Here is a 26,179-nt window from a genome sequence, read left to right on the forward strand (position 1 = left end):
GAAACACCCTCATAACCGGCGCGCCGTAACGGTAGAAGGTTTCACCCGCGCTGAAACTGGTGAAGGTGGGCCCAGCACCTGCGCCCAAGGGGGGATCATCCGTGCCCGAAACCAGCCTCGACCGGTCCGACCACCAGGCCGACCGTCCCGAAGAGGTGACCGACCCGCTGCTGTGGAAGCTGGCTCTGGAGGTGGCCGACGCCCACGAGCCGGACGGCGACGGCGGCTGCCGCAACCTGCTCTGCGCCGGCCAGTCCTGGCCCTGCGCCGCGTGGAACAACGCCCAGCACGCGTTGAGCGTGGCGCGGGCCGACACCCCGCCGGCGCCGCCCGCCGCGGACCGCGAGCCGGTCACCGGCTGGGCCGCCACCGCGCCGGCCCAGCGCCGGCCGGCCTCCCGGGTCGCCGCCTAACCAGCTCATCGGATCGATGCCGGCCACCCGACGGGTGGTCGGCATCGTCGTGTCCGGGCCCCTGTGACGCACCTGGCTTTTGTTTAGCTAAGTCAGGTGCGGTAGCGTCGCCGGCATGACCGACGACCTGCTCGCCGACCGGGACTCCTGGCTGACCAGCACCTGCTCGATCGCCCGGGCCCTGGACGTGGTCGGCAACCGCACCACCCTCCTGCTGCTGCGCGAGGCGTCGCTGGGCACCCGCCGCTTCGACGCGTTCGCCCGCCGGGCCGGCGTCAGCGAGCCGGTCGCCGCCGCGCGGCTCCGCCAGCTCGTCGCCGACGGGCTGCTGGAACGGCACCCCTACCGGGAGCCCGGCCAGCGCACCCGCGACGAGTACCACCTCACCCGCAAGGGCGCCGAGCTACTGCCGGTGCTCACCGCGCTGCGCCAGTGGGGCGACGCCTGGGCCGCCGACGAGGCGGGGCCCGCGATCCGCCTCGAACACCACGACTGCGGCGCCGCCGTGCACGCCCGGCTGCGCTGCGACGCCGGCCACGACGTCGCCGCCGACGAGATCGCCGTACGCCCGGGGCCCGGCCTGCGCCGCGCCGACCGGAACCCGCCGACGGCGCCCTGAACCCCACCCCGGCACGTGACCGTCACGGGCCCGACCCAGCCAGGAGCACGCACATGAAGATCGCCGGAACCACCGCCCTCGTCACCGGCGCCAACCGGGGCTTCGGCCGGCACCTCGCCGCCGAGCTGACCGCCCGCGGCGCCACCGTCTACGCGGGCGCGCGCGACCCCGACCGGATCGACCTGCCCGGCGTCACGCCGGTGCGGCTGGACATCACCGACCCCGCCTCGGTGGCCGCCGCCGCCGACCGCGCCGGCGACGTCACGCTCCTGGTCAACAACGCCGGCTCGGCCACCGGCGCGGACCTGCTCGACGCCGACCTCGACCGGATCCGGCTGGAGCTGGAGACCCACTACGTCGGCACGCTGTCCATGGTCCGCGCGTTCGCCCCGGTCATCACCGGCAACGGCGGCGGGTCGATCCTCAACGTGCTGTCGGTGCTGTCCTGGGTGAGCTTCCCGCACCTGGGCGCGTACAGCGCGGCGAAATCCGCCGAGTGGTCGATGACCAACGCGCTGCGCGCCCAGCTCGCCGGGCGCGGCATCCGGGTCGCCGGCCTGCACGTCGGGTACATGGACACCGACATGGCCGCCGGCGTCACCGGGCCGAAGTCCGACCCGGCGGACATCGCCCGGATCGCGGTGGACGGCATCGAGGCCGACGCGTACGAGATCGTCGCCGACGACGTCAGCCGGCAGGTGCGGGCCGGGCTCGCCGGTGGGGTCGCCGCGCTCTACCCGCGGCTGCCGTGACCCGGCGGTGGGGTGGCACCCAGGTGCCACCCCACCGGCCGGATCACCGTACGTGGTTGCACTCCGGCAGGCTGTCCAGGTTGTTCGGCGAGGTGGCGTCGGCCACCGTGCGCAGGTACGGCCGGCCCACCCGCGGGCGGACCACCCGGATGGCGGTCCGCGCGGTGCCCGGCTCCTGCACGAAGAACGCGAACCGCCCGCTGCCGATCAGCTCGATCGCCTCCGGCACCGGGATCAGGAAGTGGCTCCCGTCGCCGTTCTGCCCGCCCAGTCCGACCGTGGTCCCGTTCACCGTCCGCACGCAGCTCACCCGCACCGGCACCGCCGCGTCGTAGTACTCGGTGTCGGCGACCAGCGCCACCTGCAACCAGCCCTCGCTGGTCACCGACGGCTCGTTCGGCAGCAACGCGTCCGGCGTGGTCGGCACCACCGAGTCGCTGGTCCACTCCCCCGGCGCGGCGCGCCGGTGCCAGTGCCACGAGCCGCGCACGTCCTGCGGCAGCGGCAGCCGGGTGGTCTCCAGGTCCCGCAGCACCGGACCGTAGCGCAGCGCCGGCGACAGCCGGGACAGCGCCGGCGCGGTCCACTCCCGCAGCAGCCCCACCGACTTCTGCGGCACCAGCCCGGCGGTGACGTGCACGTCCGAACCCGGCACCATCAGCAGGGTCAGCGGCACCGGCACCCCGGGGTTCACCGTGAAGATCCCGGAGGTGTCCACGTACGGCGAGGTGATCGGGTCGGCGCCCGGCAGCGCGGCCGTCCCGCTCTCGTCGGGCAGCCCCGGGGCGAGCAGCGCCACCGCCGGGTCCACGATGTGCAGCCGGTCCATGTCGTCGCCGACGCAGTACGCCAGCAGCCCGTCCTGCGACCGCGACAGCGTGCCCAACCGCACCGGTACGCCGGTCCGCGCGTTCTCCGGAGGCTGCCGGGGGTCCTCCACCTCCACCTTCAGGTACGCCCGCACCACCGCGACCGGCCGGCCGAGCAGCAGCGCCAGGTGCTCGTCGCCGGCCCGGCCGGTGACGTCCACCGTCCACCGGGTGGTGTCCAGCACCCGCAGCAGCGACTCCAGCGCGCTCTGCGCCCCGCCGGCCGGGTGGCCGCCCGCGCGGGCGGTGGCCAGCGCGTTGTCGGCGGCCAGCATGCGGTCGGCGAACCGGGCGAGCAGCGGGTTCGGCAGGAACCGGCTGGGCGGCGCGCCCAGCGTCGCCGGCCGGCCCGGGTCCTCCTCCCAGGCGGTCACCGTCTCCGGGTCCGGCCGCAGCCGCCCGTAGCCGCTGCCCTTGTCGTCGAAGAACTCCAGCGTCCGGTCGACCAGCGACGGCACCAGGTAGCCGCAGACCGGGCTGATCCCGGCGTCGGCGTCGCGGGTCGCGCCGGTGGCGTCGGCGAAGCGCAGCAGCACCCGGGCCGGGGCGGTGAACCGGGGGCGCAGCGCGGCCAGGTCCGGGTGCCCGGGCACGGCCAGCGTCGCCCCGTGCGTCACCGGCGCCGGCGCGGCCACCTCCGGGCCGAGCACCGCCAGGAACCGGCCGAAGCCGTCCACCAGCCGGGCCCGGTCCACCCGCAGGTAGCCCGCCCGCAGGGGAACGAAGTCCGGCGCCCGCGGCGGCTGCGGCGGCTGTGCCGTGTCGGTGGCGTTCGGCGCGTCCACCACCAGGCCGGTGGCGTCGCGGCGCAACTGCTCGGCGATACCCACCAGCTCGCCGGAGAGCAGGTCCCGCTCGGCGTCCTCGGCGTCGATCGTGCCGTCCAGCAGCGCGGTCGCCGACGCCGACAGCATCACCCGGCCGCGCAGCGTACGGCCGGTCTCGGCGGGCGGCTCGGTCACCGTGGCGGGCAGGTCGAAGTCCACCTCGCCCAGCGGCCAGTCGTGCGCCCCGCGCGGGGACGGCAGGTAGGTGCCCGACCACTCCAGCAGCAATGGATTCCACGGCCGGCTCGGCGGGGTCACCCCCACCGGGCTGGGCAGCTGACCCTCCACCACGGTGCCCGGCGGCGCGGTCGTCGGATCGCCCACGCCCGGGTCGAAGGTCGCCCACCAGGCGGCCCGGGCGGCGGCCACCGGGGACGGCTGGGTGTCGGTGGACCGGGCCAGGTCCGGGGCGGAGCCCGGGTCGATGCTGGCCAGCTCGACGAGCAGGTCGGTGGCGACCGCCGGCACGCCGTACTGCGGCAGCAGCCCGGCGAGCGGGGTGGCCGGCAGCACCGCCGCGCCCCGGCCGGCGTCGCCGCCGGCCACCCCGAACCCGCGTACCGTCTGCCCGTCCACCCGGCACAGCAGGGTGCCCAGGGTGGAGTAGCGGCCGTCCGCGCCGTGCTTCGGGCTGCGCCCGCCGCCGGTCACCACCAGCGTCGGCTCCAGCGCGTGCCAGACCCGCGGCCGGGTCCGCTCCACCTGCACGAACGACCCGTCACCGGCGGCACCGCCGGAGCCGATCGCCGGCTGCCAGATGTACTCGTTGCCGGCCGCCGCCGGGGCCGAGCCGAACCGGCTCTGGTGCAGCGTGGCGTCCAGCCGGGCGGGGCCGTCGGCGCCGGTCACGTCGGCCAGCGCGCCCTGCAGCAGCGCCTCGACCATCCGGGCCGCCTCGGTCGGGTCGTCCGGCTCGGCGGCGACCGCCGCGAGTGCCTCGGCCAGGGTCTCGCCCAGGGCCAGCGCCACCTGGTCCGCCGCCGGGCGGTAGTCGGTCTCCCGGCCGAGCAGCCCGCCGTCGCCCGGCCAGTTCGGCGTCGGCCAGCCGATGGAGACCGCCGCCGCGTGGTAGACCGACCGGTCCGGCACCGGCTGGTCGGCGTCACCGTCGCCGTCCACGTCGAGCGGCGGGTGGATCTGCCAGCCGAGATCCTCCATCCGCTCGGCGTGCGCCGTCTCCCCGGTCACGTGCAGCGGGTCCCGGGCCAGGTCGGTGTACCAACCCACCACCAGGTAGGCCACCGGCCCGGTGACCCCGGTCAGCTCGTCGTGCAGCGCGAACCGGTGGGTCACGTTGTCGTAGTAGCCGGCCCAGCCGAGATCCCCGTGGCCGAGCGCGGTCAGCGGGGAACGCGGCGCGGCGCCGGGGGCGGGCAGGGTCGGGCCGGTCAGCGCGCGGTCCACCCGCACCGGCTCGATCGCGCCCGCGTACGGCAGCAGCCACGCCTCCACCGCCCGGGGGCCGGGCGTCGCCGCGCCGGAGAGCCGCACCACCAGCCACCGGTCCGGCACCGGCGGGAAGGTGGTGGCGCCGGTGTCGTCGGCGACGCCCCGGGTCAACCCGTCGGGGAGGCCCCAGTGCAGGTGCGCGCCCGCCGGCCGGGCGGTGGACCGGGCGCTGAACGGCTCGGGCAGCAGGTCCTGCCGCACCCGGCCGTTGGCGGGCGGGGTGGGCCGGGTCAGCGCGGTGTCCGCCCAGTCGGACGCGGCACCGGGCTCCCGGACGACCAGCACGTCGAGCGCGACCGGGACGAGGAGAGTTGGCACGGAAGGGCTCCCTTGTTCGGGGCGGGCCGGTGTCGGGCCCGGCGGTGGGATCGGCGGGGCCGCGGGATCAGGACGGTGGGGTGGAGGAGCCGAACCGCTGCCGGGACGGCGCCTGCAGCAGGGACAGCGCCAGCGCGGCGCCGCCGCGCGGCTGGGGCAGGCCGTGGGCCCGGTCCAGGGCGGCGGCCAGACCTTTGACGTCCACCACGCCGGGCACCGGGCCGGACCGCATCGGCACCGCGACGCTGCCCAGGTCGGGTCCCGCGCCGGTGCGGATCGGCGCCCGCCAGCCCGTCCCGTCGGCCTCCAGGCCGAACTGCACGCTCTGCGGCGGCTCCTCCAGCCACACCAGGCGGGGGGCGCCGCGGAACAACGCCACCAGCACCGACGGCGACAGCCGCTCCAGCCGCAGCGGCTCCACCACCAGGTCGGGTCGGGTGCGGGCGAGCTCGTCCGGGTCCACCCCCGGTCGTACGACTGCCGGGTCGTCGGTGGTCCAGGCCCGCACCTCCATGCCGGGCCAACCGCTGACCAGCGCGGAGCGGAGCAGGAACCCGGTGACCGGGACCTCCCCGGCCGCCGCGGTGAGCTCCCCGGCGGCCCGGGCCTCGGCGAGCAGGTCGGCGGCGACCGGGATCGACATGCGGGTGCGCTGCACCTCCCGGACCAGCGGCAACTGCTCGGTGACCGCGGCGGTGACCTGCGGCAGCACCGTCCGGGTCCCGGCGCGTTCCCGGCTGCCGTCGCCGCCGACGGCGAGCGCCCCCGCCCGCAGCCGCTCCAGCCAGCCGGCGTCCAGCCGGAAGAACCGGATGGACTCCGGGGGCAGCAGCCGGGCGTCGGGCACCAGGTAGCGGAACGGCAGGTCGTGCAGCAGGCTCCAGCGGGCGAGCAGGTGCTCGACGTACGGCGGCAGCGGCGGCGCGCCGGCGGTCGCCGCCGCGGTCGGCTCGGCGACCGTGGCCACCGTCCGCGCCGCGGGCTGCTCGGCGAGCAGGGCGCGCACCCCCGGGGCGGGCTGCCCGGCGGGGGCGGTCAGCGGGCCGACCAGCGTGCCGAGCCGCTCGGCGAGCAGCCGCCCGCCGGTGGACAGGTGGGTGGTCACGAGTCTTCTCCTTCCGGGCGCAGCTGGCGCGGGATGACGCTGTCGCCACCCGGGTGCGTCTGCCACAGGTCGGCGCGGCCGGTACGGGACAGCAGCCGCCGCGCGAACGTCGCGCCGAGGTCGGCGAGCGGGTCGGCGGACGCCGGGGCGGCGCGCAGGTCCGCCCCGGCCGAGTGGTCGGCCTCGGCGGGTGCCACGGCCGCGGTGCGGCGCAGCCCGGGGCCGGCGGCGGTGTAGGCGCGGGCGCTGTCCGCGCGGAGGCTCGCCGCGCTGTCGCTGCGGGCGGCGTCATCGGCGGCACGGTGCCAGGCCACCACCTCGCGGATGAACCGCCCGTCGGCGGCGGCGAGCAGCCGGCCCAGCTCGAACGCGGCGTCGCCGGTCACGTCGTCCGGCCCGGCGGGCAGCGGGTCGGGGGCCGCGCCGAGCAGCGGCGGGCGGTAGCCCACGGTGGTCGGGGTGCCGTCACGGCGGGTGCCGGCCAGCGTGAGCGCCCCGTCCGCGTCCACCAGCGGCGGCTGCCCGGCCGGCGGGGCGCCGAACGCGCCGAGGTCGAGGTGCGCCGCGACGTGTTCGAAGGTGCCGCCCGCTGAGCTGGTCACGAACGGCCAGGACGCCAGCACGATCAGCGTGGGCACGCTGGTCAGGGTGGTCGTCCAGACGTCGTCGCGGGCCTCCAGCGAGACCAGGCAGGCGGTGTACCTGATGGGCGCGGCTCCGCCCAGCGGCAGCCGGTTGGCGGTGACCACGGCGAACCAGCCGTCGTCGTCGCTGCCGGCCAGTGCGGTGTCGGCGACGTTGACCTGGCGGACGTGGGTGAGCAGCCGGACGTCGTCGCGGCTGGGCAGCAGCGCCCGGAAGGTGGCCAGGTCCTTGGCGCGCAGCCCGACGACGGCCCGGTTGGGGTCGACCGGCTCGATGGCGTTGAGCCGGTTGAACGCCGTCTCACCGATGGTCGTCCGCAGCGTGCCGGTGACCAGGGTCGCCTCGTCCGCCCGGACGACCAGCAACGCCAGCCAGGGCGTGCCGTCGGTGAACCGCCGCTCCCACGGCAGGGCCCGCCGGCCCAGGACGACGTGCGGCAACCGGTCGCCGAAGGCGCCCACCGCGTCCCGGGGCGGATGGTGCCCGGTGACCTCGGTGCCGTCGAGGGTCAGCCGCGGCGCACCGACCTGCACGTGGGTGAAATGCTCGGGCGGCGGGCCGGCCTCGGTGCCCTTGCCGGTCACCTCCAGCTTGCTGACGAACCGGTAGATGCCGGCGGTGAGCGTCGGCGTCACCGTGTCGTGCAGCCGGATCGAACCCGGCGCCACTGGCGTCTCCGTCATCACGCCTCCGTTTCCTCGTCGAAGGCGACGAACGCCGCCGCTGGTGCCGGAGCCGCCGGCTCGGTGAGCGCGGCCGCCGGGGCGACCGCGGTACGCGCCGCCGACCGGGCGGCGGCACCCGGCCGCGCGGGCATCGTCGCCGGCCTGCCGACCCGCCTCAGTTCCCGCCGGGCGGCGGTCAGGCGGGTGTCGACGGCGTAGTCCGGGGTGCCGATCACCCCGGAGACCCGCCAGCCCTTCCCCGCGACGACCCGCACCGAGATCGTGTCGACGTCCCGTTCGGCGTCGACGGTGAGCAGGATGCGGTGCGGCTGGTCGGCGTCCGGGGCGTCCTCGCGGCTGCTCACCCGCACCCCGTCCAGGTCGATCCGGACGTCGTCGAGCCGGGCGTCGGCGGACACCGGCTCCAGCGACACCACCACCGCGCGGGTGGTGGCGGGCAGGTTGGTGACCAGCCCGTCGACGGCCGCGGCGAGCAGCGCCGCGGGCACCGGGACGTGCTCGCCGGCCTGCCGGTAGCGCACCGGCGGGTACCACGGGTGCGGCAGCAGCACGGTGGCGCCCGGTGCGACCAGCACGCCCTCGGTCACCGGGACCAGCGGCGTGTCGGCGGCCCAGCCGGCGGCGACGCCGGCCGCCGGGGTCACCACCACCCGGGCGGCGTCGGCCGACACCCGGGCGCCCGGCCGGGCCGGACCGTCGCTGAGCGGCGCGCCGGTGCCGGTGAAGGTGACCAGCCGCAGCGGCGCCGCACCCTCGTCGAGGCGCAGCCGCAGCCCGCCGGCGTGCGTGGTGTCCCAGACCTGGGTGCCGCCCACCGGCAGCGCGGTCCCGGCGTCCCGGTCGGGTCGGGCGGCCCGGCCGGCGGCCCGGGCCGCTCCCCGGTGCTGGTCGGCCGACACGGTCGCCCGCAGCCGCGGTCCGGTCGGCGCGGCCGCGGCGCGCGGGGCCACGACGCCGGCGGACTCGGCGGCGGTGGTGTCGGCGGTGCGCCGCAGCCGCAGCACCGACGGCGCCGGCGCCACCGCGGCGGGCACCGACAGCGGCAGGTGCCGCTGCTGCTCCTCCTCGATCATCGTGGCCAGGGCTACGTCCGGCAGCACACCGGTCGCCTCGGAGACGGTGATCGGGGCGGCGAGGTCCACCGAGGACAGCGCGCGCACCATGGTGGACGTCGCGTTCTGCCCGCCGGCGAGGGCGGCGTCCCACAGCGCGGCCGGGAAGCCGGTGCTGCCCGTGCCCGTCCGCAACCGCTGGACCTGCGCGGTGGACACCGGGATCCAGGTGCTGCCGCTGCGCTGCTCGAGCGTGACGACCATGACCGCGCGGGTCTTGGCCATGTGCGAGCCGGCCGGGACCACGTCGACCTGCCGGCCGCCGGTGAGGTCGTCGGCGCGGCCGCTGCCGGCCAGCCGCCAGCCGTACAGCGGCATCAGCGACTCGACCCGGACCGCGAACTCCGGCGCCACCGTCCACGGGCGCTCCGCGGTGCCGTCCGGGCGGCTGCCCACCACCGGCGGCAGCGTGCCCGCGGTGACCGTGCCGCTGGTCGCCGGCCGGTTCGCGTCGCCGCCGCCGAGGTACTTGACCCGGACCTCCTTCCAGGTCAGGTACGGCGGCGCCTGCGCCTTGCCGAACCGGACGGTGACCGAGGCGATGGCCAGGTCGACGGTGACCGTGCCGTGCAGCGGCGGGCCCTGGATGCGCACCTTGGCGCCGAGCGAGACGCTGACGTTGATCCGGGCGCAGGCGAAGAAGCACACCTTGATGGTGAAGCGGGCGCCGACGCTGACGCTGGCGGTGATGTCGTACATCAGCGGGTCCCAGCGCAGGAACACGTCGAGCGCGGCGATGAACCAGACCCGCACCGGTGAGCGGTCGTACGAGGCCTCCAGGCGACCGCCGAGCATCACTGTCGACGGGGTGAGGGTGAAGTACGCCTGGCCCTTGACCACCACGCCGCCGCCGACCGACCAGTGGAAGCCCACCCGGGGCACGTCCGGGTAGTGCGCGGGCTTGGTGAACCGGGGGTGGTAGCCGCCGATGGAGAGCAGCACCTCCGGCCGGTCGAACCAGACCACGAAGGCGAACCCGCCGGTGACCTGGCAGTCGCGGCTGAGCAGCCACGAGTTGCGGGTGAGCGCCGCCCGCACGGAGAGCACCTTGTCCACCGTGCTGTACCGGGCGGCCAGCGCGAGTTCGAGGTTCACCACCGCCGACTGCGAGTCGGGCAGCGCCATCCGCATCAGGCCGAGCAGGCCGACCTCCAGCCCCCGGTCGGCGGAGACGTAGGCCAGGGCCGTGGTGTGCAGCAGCTGGAAGGTGGAGAACTTCACCCCGGCGGCGAGCCAGAACGCGCCCCGGGCCGGCGGGATGTCCTTCGACATCCGGGCCAGCGCCCCCATCGGGCCGCCGGAGCCGCCGAACCCGCCGTCGTCGATCGCCTTCACCAGCGGGAACGCCGGCACGCCCTGCGGGTCGCGGGGCACCATCAGCCGGCGGTTGTACCCGGCGCCACCGGCCAGGCCGAGGACGTACAGGTACGGCGGGCCGCCGAGCGGGAACCCGGCCGACAGGAACACGAAGAGCGAGGTGTACTCGCCGAGGTCGTCGCGGGGCCGGGCGTACGAGCCCACCGCGGTCAGGCCGCGGCCGGCCAGGTCGACCGAGAGCATGCCGTCGTACTGCACGCCGTTGGCGCCGGTGACCTTGACCAGCCCGCCGGCGACCGACACCCCGGGCGAGGTGAACGACACCGACAGGCCGGCCAGGTCCACCTCCCAGGCGCTCAGGTCGGCCGGGTTGCGCAGTGGCACCAGCAGCGACAGGTCGTCGACGTCGACGGTGAGCCCGGCGACCGCCACGCCGCCGTCGACGGCCACCCCGACCTTGCCCGGCCCGGACGTGGCCGCCTTGTACAGCAGCGCCAGCTCGGCGATGTGCAGCGGACCGAAGCTGCGGTTGATCTCGAACCGGGCCTCGGCCTTCCCGCCGAAGAGCACCAGCCACTTGCCGCCGCCCCGGGCCACCAGCACGTCCAGCGGCGGGTTGGCCGGGGCCGCGTCGCCGCCCCCGCCGGTCTGCAGCAGCGAGGCCGCGACCGGGTTGCCGCCGCCCCCGCCGGGGGCCATCGGGAAGCCCAGCCCGTCGAGCATGACCGCGCCGTCCACCACGGTCGGCCGCTTGAGCGCCGTCGAGCCGGTCAGCGCCAGGTCGGCGCGGACGTGGGCACTGGCCGCGCCGAGGCGGAAGCCGCCGGTCTCTACCAGCGCCTTGCCGGACGTAGCCGCGGCCACCCGGATGCCCAGCCCGCCCAGCCGCAGCACCGGACGCAGCCGCGGCGCGGCGGAGTCGGTGAGGTCCAGCAGCAACACCCCGACGCCCCGGCCGGCCGGGCCCCACCCGGCGTCGACGGTGTCAGGCAGGCCGAAGCGCAGCTGCACGGCGGTGGTGCCGACGGGCAGGGTCAGCGCGCCCTTCAGCACGACGCCGTAGCGGGGGCCGTCGGCGGCCACGGCGAGGGCCAGCCCACCCGGCACCGGCACGTCGACCCCGGCGACCGCGTCGAGCGCCCCGCGCAGCACCCCGACCGGGGTGGGCAGGACGGGCGCCATCCGCATCCCGTCCGGGGTGTCGACGGCGACGTCCGCGGCGACGAGGATCTGCGCGGCGGTGCGCCCGCCGGACCACAGCGGCTTGCGCAGCCACGGCTCGGCGGCACGCAGCGCCAGGGTGCCGGCCATCGGCACCACCAGCCGCTGGGCGAGCTGCGCCAGCTCCGCCGGGCCGGGCAGCCGCACCACCGGCGCGAGCTGGACGGTCAGTTCCCCGGTGCCGGTGTCGTCGGTGCCGAGCAGTCCGAGCCGTACCGCCAGCCCCTGGGCGCTGGCCTGGATCGCCAGGCCGGCGCGCAGGGCGACCCCGAGGCCGGTGTCGACGTGCGCGCGGGCGGTCAGCGACGCGGTGACCGTGGAGTTGGCGTAGCCGACGTCGATGCCGGCGGTGATCGCGCCGGCGGTGACGCCGCGTACGGACAGCGCGAGCGCCGGCCGGGGCGTGGCGAGGTTGGTGCGCAGCTCGACGGTGCCGGCGAGCACGCTGGCGACCACCACCACCTCCCCCGGCGTGGTCGAAGCCGGCACGTGGGCGGGGCCCAGGAGCCGGCGGAGCAGCACGGCGGCCGCGGACGCGGCGGCGGTGCCGACCCCGGCGAGTGACCCGTCGGCCAGGTCCCCGGCCAGGTCGGCGAGGGCGTTACCGCGTGCGGCGAAGCCGTGCGGGGCCTGCGTCGGGTCGTAGACCCCGAGCGCCTCGGCGATGGCGAGCGCGTCGTCGAGGACGGCCGGTCGCGGCTGGCGGGCCCGCAGTCCCTCGACGAGCCCGTCGAGCACCTCCGGCAGCAGCCGTTGCCCGGCCGCGGTGACCAGCGCGTCCAGTCCCGTGACGGTCGGCAACAGGGTGACCGTGGTGCCCAGCGCGGCCGGCGTGACGGCCACGGACAGGCCGCCGGCGTCGGCGCCCAGCCGCAGGTCGAGCGCGCCCCAGTCGCCGGGCAGCGGCAGGTGCAGGGTCAGCTCGCCACCCGGCCGGACCTGCCGGGCGCCGTCGACGTCCAGTCGCAGCGCCAGGTCCAGGGTGGCCGGGCCGGCGTCGTCGGCCCACAGCACGATCGGCGCGTCGGTACCGACCAGCAGCCGCAGCACCCGGGCGTCGGCGGTGCCCACGTCGAGCAGGTCGACGGTGACGCCACCGGGCAGGGTGAGGGCGTGCGCCGGGTCGGCGGCCAGGCCCAGCGGGGCCGCGGCCAGGCGCAGCAGGTCGGCCAGTGGCGCGGCCCGCGGCGGTGCGCCGGGCGTGCCGGCGAAGGTGCGTCGCAGCCAGCCGGCCGGGTCGGTGAGCAGCCCGTCGAGGGACGCCACCCGGACGTCGTCGCCGGTGAGCTGTTCGAGCAGGACGCCGAGCGCGCCGCCGACGAGCAGCCGGGGCAGTAGCGGGGCGAGCCGGGCGGGCAGGTCCGGGGCGGCCGGCCGGAGCGTGACCGGCTCGGGCAGCCAGGACGCGGCCAGCGACACCCCGTCGGCGGTCCGGGCCAGGGTGACCCCGCCGACCGCGAGCGCGGCCCGCACCTGCGGCCGGGGATCGGCCAGCGGGACGGTGGTGGCGCCGGTCAGCGTCACCCCGTGGCCGAGCCGCAGGCCGGTGCCGGTGGTGCGGGCGGTGAGGCGCCACGGCTGGGCCTCCAGCACCAGCTCCACCGGCAGCCCGGTGAGCCGGCGGCGCCACGGGCCGCCGCCGGCGGCGGCGCCGGTGTCGCGGGCCAGGCCGAGCAGCCCGGCGGTCCGGTCGACCAGCGCCGGCAGTCGCGGCGCCAGCCACCCGGTGGCGTCGGTACGCAGCGCGCCGATCGCGTCGGCGAGCACCGCCGCCGGCCGCCCCGGGGCGGCGCGGTGCAGCACGCCGAGGGCGGCGAGGTCGTTCAGCAGCCGGGCCAGCCGGCCGTCGGCGGCGGCGGTCCGGTCGAGTTCCCGCACCAGGGCGTCGAGCAGTTCCGGCGCCCGCGGGTCGGTCAGGTCGACCGCGGCGGCCGCCTCGCCGCGCAGCGCGGCGTCGTGCAGCACCACGTCGACGTCGGTGACCGGGGCGGCGACGCCGGCCCGCACCGTCGCGCGGACGGTGAGGGCCCGCACCCGGGCGGCCAGCGGGCTGCCCGTGCCGGGTCCGCCGAGCAGCCACCCGTCGGGGCGGGCGACCCGGATGCGGACCTGCGCGGACGGGAGCTCGTCCGGGGCCGCCGGGTCCAGCGCCACCGCGCCGAGCCCGAGGCGGACGTCCACGTCGACCTCGGGATCCCCGGCCGCCGGGCGGCCCAGGTCGAGCGCGAGCCGCACCGCGGCGACCGCGTGGCTGGGCGCCGCGACCGGCCCGGCCTCCTCGACGGTGTGCGTGGTGAGCGCGGCCAGCAGCGCCGCCCGCAGGTCGGGATTGCCGTCGGCGGCGTCGAGGCTGCCGTGCAGCGCGAGCGCCGGCACTCCGGCCAGGTCGACCGGCGCGCCGAGCCAGCGGGTGAACGCGGCAGCGGGCAGCGGGGCGGGGTGGGCCTGCGCGCCGGGCTCGGCGGCGTACCCGTCGAGCAGCCGGCGTTGCAGGCCCAGCGCCGCGTCGAGCAGCGGCGCGGCCGGCAGGCCGGCGGGGGCCAGCACGCTGGCCAGCCGCACCCCGTCGGCCACCTGCGGCGCGTCCAGCGGCAGCAGCGCGCCGTCGAACGCGGTGCCGACGGTGACCAGCCCGAGCACCTGCGCGGGGACCGCCGCGGCGAGCTGCCGGGCGACCAGGCCGAGGTACGAGTGCCCGACGAGCACCGTGCGCACCCCGGGGCGGACCGTCCGTACCGCGTCCTGCACGTGCCGCAGCGCGGCGAGCGCGGTGGCGGCGGGCAGGGTGCCGTCGTCGGCGAGGTCCACCACGTACCAGCGGGCGGCCGGCAGCGTGCCCAGGTCGACCAGGTTCGGCGGGGTGCCCGGCACCCGCAGGTCCACCGTGGCGACCTGTTCGGGCGGGACGTCGTCGAGCAGCGCGGCCCACGGCCGCGAGCCGGCCAGCGGAGGCGCGAGCAGCAGCACCGCCCAGTCGTCGCCGGCGGTCGCGGTGCGGGCGGTGATCTCCGCGCGGAGCTGGCTCACCGCCGCCGGGGCGCCGGTGAGGGTGTCGTGGGTGGCGGCGACCGGGGTGCCGGCGCGCCAGCCGGGTTCGGGCGGCAGCGGGGTGCCGGCGGGCACCAGCCCGTCGCCGTCGGCGAGCACCCCGGCCAGCGCGCCGAGCGCCGCCGCGGCGTGGGCGGCGTCCACGCCGTCGAGCACGTCACCGATCTCGGGCAGGTACGCCCCGACGACCTCGGCCGCGGCGAGCACGTCGGCGCCGGTGACCGGGACCGGTTCGGGGTCGGTGTCGTCGGCGGCGGCGTACCGGTCGGCCAGCGGCGCGATCACCCACTGCGCGGGCGGGCCCTGCGGTTCCAGCCAGGCGAGCACCTCGACCGCGTCCTCGCCGGTGTGGTGCACCGGCACCCGCCACGGCGCCGACGGGGTGCCGCCCCCGGTCACCGGCAGGTCGACCTGCGGCAGGTCCTGCCCGGGCCGGGCGGGCAACCGGTCGGTCAGCGCGGCCTGCAGCAGCCGCAGCAGCACGACCAGGTACGGCGTCCCGTCGGCGGTGCGGGCGTCCTCGTCGCGGGCCAGGTCGGCCAGCCACCGGCGGACCGCGGCGGCGGGATCGGCCAGCAGCGACGACAGGTCGGCCGGGTCGGGGGGCAGCAGCGGTGGCAGGCCGGCCAGCGGACCGGTGGTGCCCGGCCCGGCGATGCCGACCAGCCCCAGCAGGTCGCGGGCGGTGGGGCCGGCCCAGGACTCGGCGACCCGGGCGAGCAGGCCGCGGGCGGCGCCCCACAGCGCGGTCGGGTCGACGCCGAGACCCAGGTCGGGCAGGGTCGCATCGATCGGGCCGGCCGGCGGCAGGGTGAGGTCGCCCAGCACGTGGGCCACCCCGTCGACGGTGACGGCGAGGTCGCCGACGGTCGCGGCCACCCGCACCGGCGACCCGAGCGACCACGTGACGTCGACCCGGATCCCGTCGGTGGAGACCCGCACCGGCGCGCCGACGGCCAGGGCCGGCGGCTCGAAGGCGGCGGTGGCGGTGACCCCGCCGAGCCAGGCCGGGCCGGTCGCCCCGTCGAGCGGGATGCTGGCCAGCGCGGCGCGCAGGTCCACCCGCCACGGCAGGGTGGCGTCGAGGTGGGCGCCGCCGCGCAGGGCCAGACCCAGCTCGACGACGGGCGCGGCGGCGGTGCCGGAGTCCCACAGGACCAGCTCCAGGGCCACCGGTGCGCCTTCGGGGGCGGCGAGGGCGGCCACCGGAACCCGCCACGGGTCGGCCGGCGTGCCGGCGCCGGTCACCACCGCGTCGGCGGTGCCGGCGAGCCGGGCCACCTCGCGCAGCACGCCGGGCCAGCCGTCGGGGTCCTGGCGCAACTGCCGGTAGTAGGCGGCCAGCGCGCGGGTCGGCGCGGTGGTCAGCAGCCCGAGGTCCACGCCGGGGGTGGTGCCCAGCCCGAGCAGGTGCCGCAGCGCCGCCACCGGGCCGGCGGCCGGGCCGAGCCCGGTCTCGATCGCCTCCTCCAGCAGCGACTGCGCGGCCGAGGTCAGCGACCGGGCGTCGGTCAGGTCGACCAGGTCCAGGTGGTGCGGGTCGTCGCCGATCGCGACGCTGACGTCGCGCAGCTCCAGCACCGGCGTGATCGCGCCGGTGGCCGCGCGGTAGCGCAGCCCGGCGCGCAGCCCGCCGACCTGGACGGCGCCAGCCGGCTCGCCGGCCGCCGGGTAGAGCCGTCCGCCGTTGGCGGGCGCGGTGACCAGCAGGTCTAGGCGTTCGAAGAGGGTGACCGGCGTCGACCCGCTCAGCGGCACCACCAGCAGCACGGCGTCGCCGCGGACGACCGCGTCGAGCGCGCCGCCGGGGTAGCTGACCCGGGCACCGAGCACCAGGGCGGCCGCGCCGGTGGCCGGGTCGGTGCGGACGGCCACCGTGAGGTCCACCGACGGCGGGCCGACGAGCACCGGGACGACCAGCGGGTCGGCCTCGGTGGGCAGGTCGGTGCGCTTGGACGGATCGGCGCCGAGCAGGCCGGCGATCGAGTCCAGCCAGCCGACCAGGCCGGGCGCGCCGTCCGGGGTACGGGCGGTGACCAGCGCGGCCAGCCAGGACCGGAAGGCGGCGGGGTCGGTGGCGAGGTCGCCCAGCGGCAGCGGCACCAGGCCCGGGGTGAGCCCCAGCAGGCCGGGCAGGTTCGCCGCGACCAGGTGCACCGGCGCGGGTACGCCGTCGCCGACCTCGGCCAGCACGTACCGCAGCAGCGCGGTGACCAGCAGGGCGAGCTGCGAGCTGTCGGCGGCCGGGTCCAGCACCAGCGGCTCGGTGGTGCCGGGCAGACCGCGCACGGTGACGGTGACCCGGCTGAACCCTTCGTCCGGCGGCGCGACCAGCAGGACGGCGGCCTCGACACTGGCTCCGGTGTCGCCGAGCGGCGCCCGGGCGCGCAGCCGGATCGGGTGGTTCCGGCTGGCGGCGACCGCGCTGACCGTACCGCCGGCGGCCACCAGCAGGTCCAGCCGCGCGGTGACGGCGGGGCCGCCGGCGACCGGCCCGGCCTCGGCCGCGATCGCCAGGGTCAGCGGGGCGGACGCGGCCACCCCGGTGCGTTCGACGACCAGGTAGACCTGCCCCTTGCCGCCCTCCTCCAGCAGCGGCACGTGCCGGGCGACCCGGCCGGGCTGGCTGGCCGGGTCGGTCGGGAACCGCGGGCGGGCGGCGGGCAGCAGGCCCTCGACGGCGCGGACCAGCGCGGCGCGCTGCACGTCGTTGGCGACCAGCTTGCCGACCCGGGTCCACGGGTCGGCGAAGAACTCCTCGACCAGCCGGACGCCACCGCCGGCCGGGGCCAGCAGGCCCAGTGCGATGCCGAGGTCCTCGACCTCGGCCGGAATACCGTCAACGTTGATCATGGCCCCACCCACCCCGCGAAGCTCCCGGGCTCGGGATCGAGCCCGACCCAGTTGTTGGTCTTGTCGAACTGGTCGTGCAGGCGCAGGATGCGCAGGTCCCGCTCGTCCTTGCCGTTGAGGTTCCGCTCGTTCAGGTAGTTGATCTGGAACAGCCGCAGCCATGGCGCGCGCAACGGGCCGGAGGCGCCCTCGTCGAAGGGGCGCAGCTCGGTCCGTACCGGCTCGGCCATCCGGGCGATCGCCTGCTCGGTACGGGCGATCGCCCGGTCGATCGCCGTGGTCACCGCGCTCGGCGCGTTGATGTGCTGGTCGATCACCAGCGCCGCGGCCAACTCGGAGGTGACGAAGTCCCGGAGCCGGTACTGCCGGCCCCGGACGAGCAGCTTCGCCTTGCCCAGCGGCTGCCGGGCCAGCCGCTCGAACCGCCACACCGCCGTCCACACCTGCACCAGGTCGTACGGCACCGAGCACAACGCGGCGAGCCGGACCCGGCCGCACCACTCGGGCGCGATGGTGAACACCCTGCCCTGCGCCGTGGCCCCGAAGAAGTCGTGCCGGGGCAGGACCGCGTCGGGCTCCTCCGGCGGCTCGGGCAGGCGGCGGCGACCACCGCCGGGCGGGATCTCGAACACCGTCGCGTACCGCGGCGCGTAGTCCTTGCCCTGGTGCGGCGTCCCGTCCGCGGCGAACGCCTCCGGGTTGGCGGCCCGCACCTGCGCCGGGTCGGCGACCTCGGCCCGGGCCTCCTTGCCGTCGGCTCCCCGCCACCACGGCTCGACGTCGAGTCCGTACATGCCGAAGAAGAGGTCGTAGTGGTCGGGCGCGGCCCGTTTGAACCGGGCCAGCAGCACCGGAAGCTCCGGGTTGGCGTGCGCCGACCACTGCTGGATGCCGGTGGAGAGGGTGGCCTTGTCGGCGCCCCGGGACCCGTCGAGCCGGCCCTCGTTCGGGGCGATCAGCTCGACGATCCGCAGCCGGGCCCGCTCGTGCGGCGCGTCCAGACCGATCGTGGCGGCCTGCGCCCGGATGAACGCGGCCGGGTCCAACCGCCCCGCGTAGGCCGGGCCGGTCCACACCGTCTTGTTCTCCTGGACGTGGCTGTCGGTGACGCCGACGCAGAGGTCCCGGCCGAGCACCATGGTGTGCCGGCCGCCGGGGTTCTCGGTGGGGTCCTTCCAGGGCGACCGCAGGCCCTGCGGGGCCGGCTTCTTCCCCTTCACCGGCGGCGCCGGCGGGACCGGGGGCAGCTCGTCGGGGACCACGGTCGGGCCGATCACGTCCGGCGGCTGCCACGCTCCCGAGCCGGTGCGGGTCAGCCCGAGCGCGGGTCCGAGGGCGTCCCGGGCGTCCTCGGCGTCACCGTCGTCGGCGGGGCCCACCAGCGCCCACAGTCGACGCAGCAGCGCGTGCCCGGCGGTCACGCCGGCCAGCGTCGCCAGCTCCCCGGCGGTCAGCCGGCCGACGAGGGTGGCAGCCAGCTCGACGGCGTCGTCCGGGTCGGCGGCGCGGATCTGGCGGAGGATCTCGACGACCCGGAACACCGCCTCGAACGGGTTGCCGACCAGGTCCCGCTCGACCGCGTCGGCCACCTCGTCGAGGTCCCGGCCGGCCAGCCCGGCGGCCACCTCGCGGGTCAGCGCGGCCGGGTCGGGCAGCGGCAGGTGCTGGGCGGGCTGGTCCAGCGAGATGCCGACGCCGGTCGGGAGGCCGTCGGCCCAGCCGGCGACGGTGTCCCAGTCGGTCACCCACTGCGCGCCGTCCGCCGCGATCTCCACCGGCACCGGCAGCCACAGTCCGGTACGCCAGGCCGCCGGGCCGCCGAGCGCGGCGAGGTAGTCCCGGTTCCACGCCCACAGCGCGCGGGCCAGCCGCATCTCGTCGTACGGGGTGGCGTCCGGCGCGCCGGCCGGCTTGACGGTCCTCCGCAGCCAGTACGCGATGCCGCGCAGCGTCGCGCCCGGGCCCAGGAAGAGCGAGAGCGTGGGCCGCTGCGCCGGCGTGCGGCGGCCGCCGACGGTGTTCAGTAGCGTGCCGGCCACCGTGGTCGGGGTGCCGGCGGCCGAACCGGCGGGTACCCGCAGCAGCACGTTGTAGGTCATCGGTGGCGTGGCGCCGGGGTGGTCGGTGACCAGTCCGGCGGTGGCCACCGCCTCCGCGACCGCGGTCACCACTCGTCCACCCGGCGGCCGTCCTCGGCCCGGCGTTCACGCGAATCCATTGTCCCCCCTCGGTTTCCCGCCCTCCCCGACAGGTTCGCCGCGGGAGTTGCGGGGAGGCTACGGACGATCGACCGCGAATCTCTGTCGCGCTTCGGACGCTACGGCCCGTGCCGGCGGAGGAACGGACCGAAGCGGCACCGGCGCTCCACCGTTGGGCCGCGCCGGCCGGCCGACTGGTTGACCGGGTCAACCAGTCACAGTGGACAAGTGTTGACTGTTCGATCAATCGAACGCCGGATCGGATGGAGGAAACGCCAGCGGCGGGCCATCGATCGGCGATCGGCGCCGGCCGGTCGGGCAGTCCTGCTGCGGAAAGGCGACTCATCCCTTGCCGATGCGCCACCGCCGTCCCGAAGGTGTGCCCACGACGCCAGTCACCCGACGGCGGTCCGCCCTGCCCGGGCCCGACCGGGCCCGACGGGCCCCGCGGGTCGGCCGGTGACGACCGGAAGGGGGGACCACTGATGGAGACCGCCAGCATCGACGTCGAGTACCTGGTGGCCACGCTGGAGGAGGACGACGACCCGGAGGCCCTGATCGGCGACGACGTCGACGTCGACCTCCTGGCCGCGCTGGAAGAGGAGGAGTGACGATGGGCGTGCACCTGGCCCCGACGCTCCGGGTACTGCGGGAGGAGATCAACACCCGCTGGCCGCACCGGGACAAGGCCTCCGACGGGTGGATCGGCGACGCGGCGCACCAGGCCCGCAAGTCCGACCACAACCCGGACGGCGACGACCGCTCGGTCAACGCGGCCGACTTCGACATCGACGGGATCGACCCGCTGCTGGTGGTCCGGCAGTGCATCGCGCACCCGTCCACCCAGTACGTCATCTTCGACCGGACCATCTGGAGCCGCACCCGCGGGTTCCGGGCGGCCCGCTACACCGGGTCCAACCCGCACACCAAGCACCTGCACGTCAGCGTGAGCCACTCCCGCGCCCTGGAGGACAGCCTCCGGCCGTGGGGCATCGCCACCGCCCGCGCCGCCAAGCTGGGCGACCGGACACTGAAGGCCGGCTGCAAGGGCAGCGACGTGCGGGAGCTGCAGACCCTCGCCAACCGCCTCGGCGCCGGGCTGGCCGCCGACGGGGTGTTCGGCCCGAAGACCGCGACCTGGGTCCGGTCCTTCCAGAAGTCGCGCAAGCTGGCCGTCGACGCGGTGGTCGGGCCGAAGACCCTCGCCGCGCTGCGCGCCGCCACCAAACCGCCGGCACCCAGGCCGGGACCCACCCGGGCGCCCGGCTCGCGCACCATCCGCGCCGGCAGCACCGGGGAGGACGTGGCGTACGTCAAGCGGTTCATCGGCACCCGGCACTGCGGCCCGCCGGGCGACCGGTTCGACACCAGGACCGAGTCGGGGGTCCGCTGGTACCAACGGATGCGGGGGCTCACCGACGACGGCATCGTCGGCCGGCTCACCTGGGCCGAGATGGGCGTCCGGGTCACCTATTGAACCAACGCGGCGGGTGACCGGCGACCCGGTCACCCGCCCATGCCAACCCGGCCGGCACACCGACGACCGCCGGGTGCACACCGAACGATCGGACAGGTCCGGCCGCGGCGTCGCCGCGCCGGCGGGGCGGGGAGCTGATGACCCAGACCGTGAGCGAACCGGGCGTGCGGGAAGCCGTCCTCGACAGCGTGGGCACGCGACGACCCGAGCAGGTGGCGGTCAGCCAGCGCGCGGACAGCCGGGTGCCGCACCACCTGCTCCGCACCGAGCTGTACGCGGCGGTGGACGAGCTGGTGCCGTACGCGCTGGAGCTGCGGCCGGTGCGCGGGCGGCTGTACGCCTGGGCGAACCCGCCCGCGGACGCGCCGGCGCCGTCGGCCGCCACGCTGGCCCGGCGGGTACGCGGCGTCGAACTGGCCTGGGTGATGGTGGTGACCCTCGGGCCGACCCTGCGGCAGCTCGCGGACCTGAACCGGCCCGACCGCTACCTGCCCCCGTTCGCGCCCGAGCTGGGCGGGCTGCTGACCCAGGCCCGGCGGGCGTACTGCGTGGCAATCGCGGCGGCGCTCGACGCGGCGCCGGCGTACCGGATCGAGGCCCAGCAGAACGAGGGCGACCGGCTCGTGAACGCCTTCTCGACCCGGATGCCGCTGCTCTACCTGCATGACAGCAAGGGCCTGGAGAGCACCATCCGGCAGCTGGCCGACCAGGTCGCCGACCTGGTCGCGCTGCGCGCCGAACGGGAATCCGACGCGCTGCCGGAGCGCGCCGCGGACGCCGAGACCGGCGTCGGCATGACCGACCCGGGCCAGGACTGGTTCCTGCGGCGGCGGCTGCTGACCGAGCTGCAGAGCGTGCGCGACTACCCGTTCCACGACTACATGCAGCCGTACCTGCGGTTCAGCCAGCGGCTGAGCGCGATCAGCCTGGCGGTGCAGATCCTGGTCGTCCGCGAGCAGCTGTCCTGGCTCGCCGACCAGCCGCTGCTGCCCAGCGACGCCGCCGACCGGGCGGACGGTTACGTGGTCGAGCTCGCCGCGGCGCTCACCCACGTCGAGCAGAGCATCCTCCTGCACAAGCAGGGCAGGTACGTCGAGGCGGCGGACGCCGAGCGGCTGGCCCGCGCCGTACTGGCCACCGTCACCGGGCGGCCGCAGTACCGGGAGGACTTCAAGGAGCTCACCGACACCGTCGAGCTGCACCGCACGGCCAAGGCGGTCGCCACCGCCGTGGCGATCGGCGTCGCCACCGCCATCACCGCCGGCGCGGTCGGTGCCGCCGCCGGTGTGGCGCTGGCCGCCGTCGTCGACACCACCACCGTCTTCGGCTCCCTCGTCGTCTCGGCCGGCGTGGTCACCACCCGGCTGATGTGGGAGACGCTCGTCGCGCGCAACGGGTCGGAGCTGCTGCTCGGGCCGCAGTCCATCACCGGATCGTCGTTCCAGGAGGATCTCGCCTGGCAGGCGTTGCAGACCGCGGTCGTCCGGGTGGTGCTCTTCGGCTCCGGCGACATCTTCAAGGCCATCGCCCGCTCCGGCGACCGGGCCGAGCAGGCCGCCCGGCTGGCCGTCGAGCAGATCACCACCTACGGCTTCGGCGAGGTGCAGCACCTGGTCAAGACCGGTGAGCTGCGCGGCCTGCGGGACAGCGTGGTGGCCGCGGTGACGCAGGCCGCCACCACCGGCACGATCATGGTCGGCGGTCTGCTCGCGACCAGGTTCATCGACCGGCTCGGCGACGCCCGCGGCGGGCTCAGCGCGGACGGCGAGCGGCGGCTGCAGGAGTTGGAGGCCGAACGCGCCCAGGTCGCCGCGGACTTCGCGGCCGTACGGGACGGCACCGCCACCCCGGAGCAGTTCCGGGCCTGGGCCGGTCGGGCCGCCGACGCCTGGAACGGGCTGGTCAAGCTCGTCGACGAGATGGCCGCGGGGCCGGAACGCGACGCCGCCCAGCTCCGGCTCGCCGCGGCCAAGGGCGAGATCGAGCTACGGCTGGCCGAGGCGGGCATCAGCGCCACGCTGACCTGGCCGGACGCCGTACCCACCTTCGAGGGCCTGCTGCCCGGCCTGGTGGCCTACAGCGAGGACGGCCGGGCGGTGCTCGACACCGCCTACCCGCCCGCCACCCGGAAGCCCACCGAAACCCCGGACGCCGTGCTGGTCCAGGGCACCGGCGGCCGGCGGCTGCTCCTGCTGCCCGAGGGGGACCTGCCGGCGCGACCGGCACCCCCGGAGCGGCTGACCCACGTGCCCGAGCTGGGTCGGCGTCCCGGGCCGCCGCCCGAGCCGGTGGTGTTGCCCGGCGCCGCCACCGTCGGACTGGAGCTGCTGCAGGCCGCCTACAGCCCGGACAAGGCGGCGGGCATGCTCGCCCAGGCGGGCAAGGGTCGGGAGGCCTTCCTGAGCCTGCTCGCGCACCCGGACCTGGGCAGCGTCGGAAAGATCCAGTCCCGGACCCCGGCGCTGCACGGCCTGGCGTCACATCCGGCGTCGATCGCGTTCGGCCGGCGGTGGGGCCCGCGGCTGGTGCTGCGGCTGCGCGGCCTGGGCACCGTCGGGGTCGACGACGTGCTGCTGCGGGCCGAGGCGTTGCTGGAGCAGACGCCGGAGGCGGAGCGCCCGGCACTGATCGAGCGGCTGATCGACCGGAAGGGCGACAAGCTGCGCCGGGAGTTGGCGCTGATCCCGCCGCTGCGGCGGCCCCGCCGCATCGTCACACCGGGCAACCTCGGCATCGACCGCAGCCATCCCAGCTGGCACGCGCTCGCCGTGGAGATCGCCCGGCACCACCCCAACCTGACGGCGGAGCAGCTCGCCGTGATGACCGACTGCCGGCAGATCATCGAGGTCGCCGAGTCCGGCGCGTTCGACCGGTACGCGCCGTCGACCCGGCTCGGCGTCATCGACGCGTTCGAGCGCCTGATGGTCAACGGCCAGATCCGCATCCCGGAGCTGACCGCCGTGGCGAACCGGATGCGGGGCCGGCTCGCCGAGCACGTCTTCCTGGGTCCGCTGCCGATCCAGCAGCAGACCATGTGGTTCCAGGGCGTACGGACCACCGTCTGGCTGACCGGGCGGTCCAACCTCGACGGCCACTGGATGACCGGCGACGTCCCGGGCTTCCTGGAGCTGAAGTCCGACGACATCCACGTGCAGACCGCCAGCCAGCAGCGGGCCACCGCCCAGCTGTACCTGCAGCACGCGCTGGGCGACTTCGAGAACATCCCGGCGAACGCGCACTACCACCTGTGGTTCATCCGGGACCCGGGGCTGGAGGCGCGGCAGCGGATGTTGGAGATCCTGTTGCCGGCCGGCGGGAAGATCACCGGGGTGCACTTCGGGCCGCAGCCGCCGGCACCGGTGCCGCAGCGGTGACCGTCGGCCGCCGCCGCGACGAGCGCCGGCCGCCGCGCTGTACGTCGGGCGCCGCCGCGCTGTACGTCGGCCGCCGCGCTGGGCGTCGGGTGCCGCGCTGGGCGCCGGGCGCCGCCACGGTGAGTGGCGGGCGGCTCGTCACCGCCGCGCCGGCCCTCCTCCGGCGGCGGCGTGGTGAGCGGGCCGCCCGGTCAGCGCCGGGCGGATCGGGGCGGCGGTCGACGCGGCGTCACCGCCTCGCCCGGCCGGACGAGCCACCCCGACGGTCGCCGCCGAGGGCTTCGGCCTCCGCGCCCGGTCCGCCCCGTCGGTACCCGGCCACCGTTCCGCCCGGTCGGCGCGGCGTCACCGGTCCGGTCGGCGCGGCGTCACCGGTCCGCCGCGCTGGGGCGGGCCACCCGCGCGGCCAGCTTCTTCGGGGCGAGCCGGCAGTAGCTCTCGGTGAGCAGCTCGCCCACCTCGTCCCAGTCGACGCCGTCGTCGAGGACCATGCCCAGCACGTCGGCGCCCCAGTCGGGCTTGTAGAAGGGGAAGCCGCCGGCGACCAGGGCGTGCACCTCGTCGACCGGCGCCCGGAACGTGAGCACACACGTCGGCTGGTCGGTGGCGAAGGCCCGCGCGTAGGCCATCTGGTGGTCGGGGTCGACGGTGAGCACGTGGGCGAAGGTCCGCTTGCGGATCCGCCACCGGATGCCCACCCAGGCCGGTTCCTCGTAGGTCTCCGGCAGGCGCCGACAGATCGGCCGGAGCTGGTCGAGAAACTCGGGCGGTACGTCGGCGGGAGCACTCACGTAGGCACGCTAACCCGACCCCCCGACACTCTCCGGCCGCCCCGGCTCGATGACTCCGCATGACCGGTACAGGCGGCAGCGCATGAACGAGCCGGGGCCGGAGTCGTCCCGGGCGCGCGTCGGGTCATCCAGACATTCCGCGCATGGGGGTGCCGGGGTGTGTGAGGCGCTGCGCTGTTTCGCCGATGTGGCGGTGTCGCCCCGGAGGGCCTGCGCCGTTTCGCCGATGTGGCGGTGTCAGCCCGGTCGGGATGGCCCCATATCGGCGGTATGGAGTCGATCATCCGGCGGCTGCCGACTGGCACATGAGCCGTCGTGCCGGTGTGGGTTGTTTGTCCGGTTCGTGGGTGTGACCGGTGGCATCCGGGTGGTGGAATCGGGCCCGGGTCGGGGGCGTTATACCTTGCGGACGATCGAGCAAGGGGCACCGGCGCTGGCACGGCCGGCGTGAGACCCCGGGCCTGGCGGAATGATGGCGGGCAGCCGGTCGTTGCATCCCCCTGAACGATCGCGGCAGCCCTTGCCCCGGCACACGTCGGTGAGGGTTGAGGGCCCCGGAATGATGGTGGCCCGGTGGTCGTTACACACAGTCCGGCACCGCGAAGGGACGCCCCCTGTCCCGCAGGTCTGCCGGGCATCCCGGTACCAGGGCATCCCCCGCCCCGCGCGTGCCGGATCCCCCGAAGTCTTTCTGAGCGCCCTGATGGTGCTTGCGCCCCTGTGCCCGTCCCCCCTTGGGCTGGTGGCGTTGACCCCCGAAGGAGCCTTTGTGATGAACACGATCATGCGTAAGAGCGTTCTGGGTATCGCTGGTCTGGCGTTCGCCGGTGGCGTCGTCGCCGGCCCCGCCACCGCCCACGCCGACGCCGCCCCGGTGCAGGCGGTCAAGCCGGTCGCCGTGACCGTGCAGGCCGACAAGCCGGACAAGGCGAAGCTGATCCCGCACGGTGTGCAGGGCGAGCAGTCGCGCATCGACCTGAACGACGAGCAGACCGCGAACGTGAAGGCGATCATCGCGGCGACGAAGAAGTCCGGCATGGACAAGCGGGCCGCCGTGGTGGCCATCGCCACCGCGCTGCAGGAGTCGAAGCTGGAGAACCTGGGC

Annotated in this window: 12 protein-coding genes and 1 pseudogene; 7 read left to right on the plus strand and 6 right to left on the minus strand. The window is 76.5% G+C overall.

What is annotated here, in order from left to right; translation table 11 throughout:
- The first annotated feature begins 101 nt into the window (after positions 1 to 101).
- The 3 genes from Q3W71_RS25890 (at position 102) to Q3W71_RS25900 (ending at position 1,784) form a co-directional block, all read left to right on the plus strand.
- On the plus strand, positions 102 to 413 hold the full coding sequence (locus Q3W71_RS25890; protein ID WP_302922065.1) for a hypothetical protein: 312 nt from the start codon (positions 102 to 104) through the stop codon (positions 411 to 413).
- A 115-nt stretch (positions 414 to 528) separates the two neighbouring features.
- Entirely contained in the window at positions 529 to 1,032 is a 504-nt protein-coding gene (locus Q3W71_RS25895) for a helix-turn-helix domain-containing protein (protein ID WP_302922066.1), read from the plus strand.
- Positions 1,033 to 1,085: 53 nt separating this feature from the next.
- On the plus strand, positions 1,086 to 1,784 hold the full coding sequence (locus Q3W71_RS25900) for an SDR family oxidoreductase (protein WP_302922067.1): 699 nt from the start codon (positions 1,086 to 1,088) through the stop codon (positions 1,782 to 1,784).
- Between the two features lie 43 nt (positions 1,785 to 1,827).
- Here the strand turns inward: Q3W71_RS25900 and Q3W71_RS25905 are convergent, their stop codons facing one another.
- The 5 genes from Q3W71_RS25905 to Q3W71_RS25925 form a co-directional block, all read right to left on the minus strand.
- On the minus strand, positions 1,828 to 5,247 hold the full coding sequence (locus tag Q3W71_RS25905; RefSeq protein ID WP_302922068.1) for a DUF3892 domain-containing protein: 3,420 nt from the start codon (positions 5,245 to 5,247) through the stop codon (positions 1,828 to 1,830).
- A 67-nt stretch (positions 5,248 to 5,314) separates the two neighbouring features.
- Positions 5,315 to 6,352: a hypothetical protein gene (locus Q3W71_RS25910; RefSeq protein ID WP_302922069.1), complete on the minus strand. Its 1,038-nt coding sequence runs from the start codon at positions 6,350 to 6,352 to the stop codon at positions 5,315 to 5,317.
- Complete coding sequence (locus Q3W71_RS25915) at positions 6,349 to 7,680, minus strand: hypothetical protein (RefSeq protein ID WP_302922070.1); 1,332 nt, start codon at positions 7,678 to 7,680, stop codon at positions 6,349 to 6,351. The genes Q3W71_RS25910 and Q3W71_RS25915 overlap by 4 nt, the downstream gene beginning before the upstream one ends.
- Positions 7,680 to 17,234: a DUF6603 domain-containing protein gene (locus tag Q3W71_RS25920; RefSeq protein ID WP_302922071.1), complete on the minus strand. Its 9,555-nt coding sequence runs from the start codon at positions 17,232 to 17,234 to the stop codon at positions 7,680 to 7,682. Before Q3W71_RS25920 ends, Q3W71_RS25915 begins: the two co-directional genes overlap by 1 nt.
- Positions 17,231 to 19,402 carry a hypothetical protein gene (locus tag Q3W71_RS25925; RefSeq protein ID WP_302922072.1) on the minus strand — a complete coding sequence of 724 codons (2,172 nt, stop codon included), beginning with the start codon at positions 19,400 to 19,402 and terminating at the stop codon, positions 17,231 to 17,233. The genes Q3W71_RS25920 and Q3W71_RS25925 overlap by 4 nt, the downstream gene beginning before the upstream one ends.
- A gap of 515 nt (positions 19,403 to 19,917) precedes the next feature.
- Between Q3W71_RS25925 and Q3W71_RS25930 the strand changes: the two genes are divergently transcribed.
- From Q3W71_RS25930 to Q3W71_RS25940, 3 genes are all read left to right on the plus strand, one after another.
- Entirely contained in the window at positions 19,918 to 20,043 is a 126-nt protein-coding gene (locus Q3W71_RS25930; protein WP_302922073.1) for a hypothetical protein, read from the plus strand.
- A gap of 2 nt (positions 20,044 to 20,045) precedes the next feature.
- Positions 20,046 to 20,909 carry a peptidoglycan-binding protein gene (locus Q3W71_RS25935; RefSeq protein WP_302922074.1) on the plus strand — a complete coding sequence of 288 codons (864 nt, stop codon included), beginning with the start codon at positions 20,046 to 20,048 and terminating at the stop codon, positions 20,907 to 20,909.
- Positions 20,910 to 21,046: 137 nt separating this feature from the next.
- On the plus strand, positions 21,047 to 24,283 hold the full coding sequence (locus Q3W71_RS25940) for a hypothetical protein (RefSeq protein WP_302922075.1): 3,237 nt from the start codon (positions 21,047 to 21,049) through the stop codon (positions 24,281 to 24,283).
- A gap of 368 nt (positions 24,284 to 24,651) precedes the next feature.
- Here the strand turns inward: Q3W71_RS25940 and Q3W71_RS25945 are convergent, their stop codons facing one another.
- The gene (locus Q3W71_RS25945) at positions 24,652 to 25,074 is read right to left on the minus strand and encodes an MmcQ/YjbR family DNA-binding protein (RefSeq protein ID WP_302922076.1); all 423 of its coding nucleotides are present in this window, start codon (positions 25,072 to 25,074) and stop codon (positions 24,652 to 24,654) included.
- 772 nt (positions 25,075 to 25,846) lie between these two features.
- Between Q3W71_RS25945 and Q3W71_RS25950 the strand changes: the two are divergent.
- A pseudogene (locus Q3W71_RS25950) lies at positions 25,847 to 26,179 on the plus strand (hypothetical protein); the annotation flags it as partial.

This window comes from Micromonospora sp. C28SCA-DRY-2 (assembly GCF_030519475.1).
GTDB lineage: Bacteria > Actinomycetota > Actinomycetes > Mycobacteriales > Micromonosporaceae > Micromonospora.